The organism is Pseudorhodobacter sp., from assembly GCF_030452865.1.
Lineage (GTDB): Bacteria > Pseudomonadota > Alphaproteobacteria > Rhodobacterales > Rhodobacteraceae > Pseudorhodobacter.
On record NZ_JAKDLJ010000312.1, the window covers coordinates 1 to 4,465 of the forward strand.

4 protein-coding genes and 1 pseudogene are annotated in these 4,465 nt (G+C 57.2%); all 5 read right to left on the reverse strand.

The window, feature by feature from the left end; translation table 11 throughout:
• Positions 1-1,255, reverse strand: a 1,255-nt coding sequence (locus tag L0H65_RS15240) for a CpaF family protein (protein WP_301459896.1), incomplete at its 3' end; no start/stop codon positions are given.
• Complete coding sequence (locus L0H65_RS15245) at positions 1,252-2,463, reverse strand: hypothetical protein (protein WP_301459897.1); 1,212 nt, start codon at positions 2,461-2,463, stop codon at positions 1,252-1,254. The genes L0H65_RS15245 and L0H65_RS15240, both read right to left, overlap by 4 nt.
• 77 nt (positions 2,464-2,540) lie before the next feature.
• Positions 2,541-2,747, reverse strand: a complete 207-nt coding sequence (locus L0H65_RS15250; protein WP_301459898.1) for a Flp family type IVb pilin — start codon at positions 2,745-2,747, stop codon at positions 2,541-2,543.
• Positions 2,748-3,080: 333 nt separating this feature from the next.
• A pseudogene (locus L0H65_RS15255) lies at positions 3,081-3,230 on the reverse strand (IS481 family transposase); the annotation flags it as partial.
• 326 nt (positions 3,231-3,556) lie between these two features.
• A partial coding sequence (locus L0H65_RS15260; RefSeq protein ID WP_301459899.1) for an aminotransferase class III-fold pyridoxal phosphate-dependent enzyme occupies positions 3,557-4,465 on the reverse strand: 909 nt, incomplete at its 5' end.

Here is a 4,465-nt window from a genome sequence, read left to right on the forward strand (position 1 = left end):
TCATTGATCCATCATGGCCTGTTTTCATCGCTTGCAGCAGATCCAACACTTCGTCGCCGCGAATTTCGCCAATGATAATCCGGTCGGGGCGCATCCTCAGGGCGTTGCGCACCAGCGTTCGCATGGTAACTTCGCCGGTTCCTTCGACATTCGGCGGGCGGGTTTCAAAGCGCACCACATGCGGCTGTTGGAAACGCAGTTCCGCCGCATCCTCGATGGTGACAAGGCGCTCCCCTGCCGGAATGAATTGCGACATCGCATTCATCAAAGTGGTTTTACCCGACCCGGTGCCGCCGGAAACAAGAATATTCAGGCGTAAGAACGCAGCCAAGCCCAGAAATGCGGCCATTTGCGACGTCATGCTGCCGCCTTGGACAAGCGCGTCGAGTTTCACAGGGTTCGTCGGGAATTTGCGGATGGTTATGGTTGGCCCGTCAATCGCCAGCGGTGGCACCGCCACATTGACGCGGCTGCCATCCTTCAGGCGTGCGTCAACCATCGGTTGGGATTCGTCAATGCGACGCCCAACAGCGGCGACAATGCGGCTGGCGACCGCAAAAACATGGTCATTGTCGCGAAACCGAACGCCGGTCAGCTCCAGCTTCCCGCCGCGTTCAACGTAAACCTGATGTGGGCCGTTGACCATGATATCGGTGACCTGGCCATCGGCGAGCAAAGCTTCCAGCGGTCCGAGGCCAAGCATGTCCGCCAACACTACGGTTACAAGATCGGAAACCTCGCTCCGGTTCAGGTGCATCTTGCGATCTTCGGAAAGGGCGCGAATGGCCTCGTGAATCAATTTTTCCTGTTCCGGCTTGGCTTGACCAGCAAGTTCGGAAAAATCGAGAATTTCTGACAGGGCCTGCACGACCTCATTGGCGAGGGTCATCATTTTGGGCGATGTTTCGCCCTTGATTGGTGCCGATGCGATGTCCACTGGTTTTGCGAGGGGTATGTCGGTCGGCATTTTGCGGGATGGCACCGGCGCCGGGGTTGGCACTGCCTCCACCCTTGGTATTTGGGAATGTGGCTCTGAATTGGCTGACGCGCCTGATTTCAGCGCCGCAGTCGCAGTCGCCAGGATTTCGCGTTGCAATGCCATCGGCCATCGCGTGTCAGAGTTCTCCAAAACATATGTCACCGCGACATTCGCACGCTCGGACGCGGACAGGCCTTCTGCGTCGATCTGTTTGGCGATCGACAGGACATGAGGCAACGCATCTTCGACCGAGGAATGGGAAAATTGCAGAGTCATCCAAAGATCCTTTTCATGAAAGGACGCGCCCCCGACTTACTGGGCGTCTTTACGTCGGTCTTTGCCGCAGCAAAAATCGAACGGACAGCTTTGGCGTAGGCGCTGCGTGGCTGGCTATTAGTCAAAGGGCGCGCCGTCCGGTGCGCCCGAGCCAACAGTGCATCACACCGAGGCAGAGTTGCGACGATAGGGCGACCAATTGCCGTTTGCACATCTTTGCGCGATAGCCCTGCGTCGCGGCGCAGCTCTGAAAGCACGGGCAATATGCGCAGGTTGGGATTGTGTGCCAAAATCCGTTTGATCAGGCGACTGGCCGCGTTCACCCCTGCAAAGCCCGCCGGGATAACCAGTACAAGGCTATCAATATGTTTGGCCAAATCGTCGTTGTGGAGCACTAAACCGCGCGGCAGGTCCGTGACAAGCGCGTCGAACTCAGCCCGCATCTGCGGCAACAACCGCGACAATCCTGCCTCATATGTCGCTGCGTTTAGGCCGATGCTCACTTGATGGGAATAAAGCGAGAGGCGACCATTTATTTGATCCATGGTCGCGTTCAAAAAGGTGGCATCGACCCTATCGGGGGCCATCAAAGCCTCTAGCAGGCCAGGGGTTTCATCGCGATCAAGATCTATCGCTTGCGAACCGAATTGCAGATCTGCGTCAAGGAAACCAGTGCGCAGGTTCACTCTTTTTGGGTCGGCCGCATAAAATGCAAGGTTCTGCGCCAACAGGCTTGCGCCAACACCGCCATTGCTGCCCATCACGGCGATTGACATCGCTTTCGCGGGTGTCGGAAGCAACTGAATCACATTTGGCGCAGAAAGGGTTTTGCGTTTTACCGTGAAGATTTCATCCGCTCCAACTGGAAAGCTGAAATATTCGGTTGCCCCCGCCCGACGCAATGCGCGGTATGTGGCGATGTCGGTGCGCTCACCCAGCACGATCACTTCGGCACCCGTGCTGCAAAGCTCACTTACACATTCGCAGGCCATTTCTACGGGAATATTGCCGATTTCCGCCAAGATGATCTGTCCATCAGGGGCAGCAGACGCCAAGCGCGCTGCGCCGCTAAGACCGCCGCCATGAACTGCCGCGCTGTCGCCACCGCTGTATTCGACAACGGCCCGCGCAACCTCTGCACCCTGATCGGAGCAAACATAGCCGACATATTGCGCAAACTCATGCGAGGTCGAGGAATCGAATGGCATGGCGCTGATCCTTGAAAGTGGGGTGTCTGAGCGGTGCGTGCGGGGATGGACGCACGCACCACGCGGGATATGGTGCGTTATTCGCCATTGATGTCCTGTTCGGCGAGCGCGTTACTCATGGTGAGGAAGCCTTGGTTCGTCTGCTTGCCCAACGTGGCAACGGTGCCGACAATCACAGCGCCCACAAGGGCGGCGAAAAGGCCGTATTCAATTGCGGTGGCGCCAGCTTCGTCTTTGGCGAACGTCTTAGCGATGGCTTTGATTGCATTGCGTGTCATGGTCATGGCGTTGTCTCTTTCAGGTTTGATAAAGGTCGAGGTGACCCGGCAACTTCGAAATTGACTGAGATTGGGGAGCTTCAATATCCGCCGATAGTCGTAGCACCCGTTATTCCACCATGTGGCGCAGGTGTTTCATACCAAGGTCGTATGGTATCAAGACAGCTTTGTGGCGGCCGGCAGATACCAATGTGGCGACACGGTGGCATACCGCCGAATGGTTCGACTTCAGTCAATTGCTGATGATGTGGGCGGTGCGGAAAACTTTCGAAATCGCGAGTGTGCGAATCAAAGGTTCTGCCGCAAATTTTTGGTAGACCATCCGGAAGTCGACGGATGCCCGTATCGCTGCAAGCATCTATGCAGGGAGGGTCGCGACATATGCGGCATCGTCGGTTGCGGCGCGCAAAGACAATCATTCAGCGGCAAGAGAGTATGCCGCCGGAACGCGACAATGATCGCTTCCACATCATTGCTTAAGTCCGTCGAACAACGAACTGTTGACCCGGACTTGCGATCCTTGACCGTCGCAGGTTTGGGCCACTTGAGAACGGACTTCGGACTGATCCTATAAGCCATACTCAACTCTGAGGCCGAAACGTGGCCCTCTCATCCTTTGGAAGCAAACGACCGCTGGGCAGCGGATCGCTGTATAACAGCTCTGACTGAGCGCACCCCTCTCGGTAAATGCACGCATTCACCTGCCGGTCAACGGGATCGTGGCGCTCCCGTGACGTATCTGTCCCATACATTTTAGCCAACAATCGGCCGCGGCGCGACACCGCCACCAACCCCGTTGGGGCCAAATGCTCAGGTCAGTTTGGTATGGTTTGCAGGCACTCGGCTTCATCCAGAACTTTGTCCAGCACCGTCAGGATCATTTCCACCGCCTCGGCATCAACGGTCAGCGGTGGTCGGATCTTTAGGATGTTGTCGGCGGGGCCTTCACATCCGATCAAGATCCGGTGGTCGCGCATACGGTTCTTGACATAATCGGCGGCCAGCGTCGCGGGTTCGCGGCTGTCGCGGTCGGTCACCAGATCAACGCCGATAAACAAGCCAAACCCGCGAACATCCCCGATCAAGGCGTGCTTCTGGGCCAGCACGCGCAAACCGTCCATCAGGCAATCACCCATCTGCTGTGCGTTTTCCATCAAGCCTTCATCATCGACGATATCCAGCACCTCCTTGCCAATGCGGCAAGACAGCGTGGAGCCGCCAAATGTCGAAAAATATTCCGGACCTTGTGCAAAGGCATCCGCAATCGCGCGGGTCGTCACGACGACGCCCAACGGGTGGCCATTGCCGATAGGTTTGCCCAAAACCACGATGTCGGGCAGTGCGTCTTGTTGCTCAAAACCGAAATAATAGTTGCCCAAGCGCCCAAGCCCGGTTTGCACCTCATCCGCGATGCAAATGCCCCCGGCGGCGCGGATATGGGCATAGACCTGCGCCAGATAACCGGGCGGAGGAATGATCTGGCCGCCAACGCTCGGAAAGGTTTCCGCGATAAAGCCGGCCAGTTTACCACCCTTTGCCGCTATAGCCGCCGCTGCCGTCTTTACCTGTGCCGCGTATCTCTCTGCGCGGTCTGGATCATTTCGGCGGTGGCGTCCGCGATAGTCATCCGCCACCTCAACCAGATGAACCCAATCGCTGGGCCCCACCCCACCTCTGGCGTTGAACTTATAGGCTGAGAGATCAATCGCGCCCGTGGTATTGCC

Coding starts and splice junctions, on each gene's coding strand:
- L0H65_RS15245 (WP_301459897.1), bottom strand. CDS start 2,463: ATGCCATTCGATTCCTCGACCTCGCATGAGTTTGCGCAATATGTCGGC.
- L0H65_RS15250 (WP_301459898.1), bottom strand. CDS start 2,747: ATGACCATGACACGCAATGCAATCAAAGCCATCGCTAAGACGTTCGCC.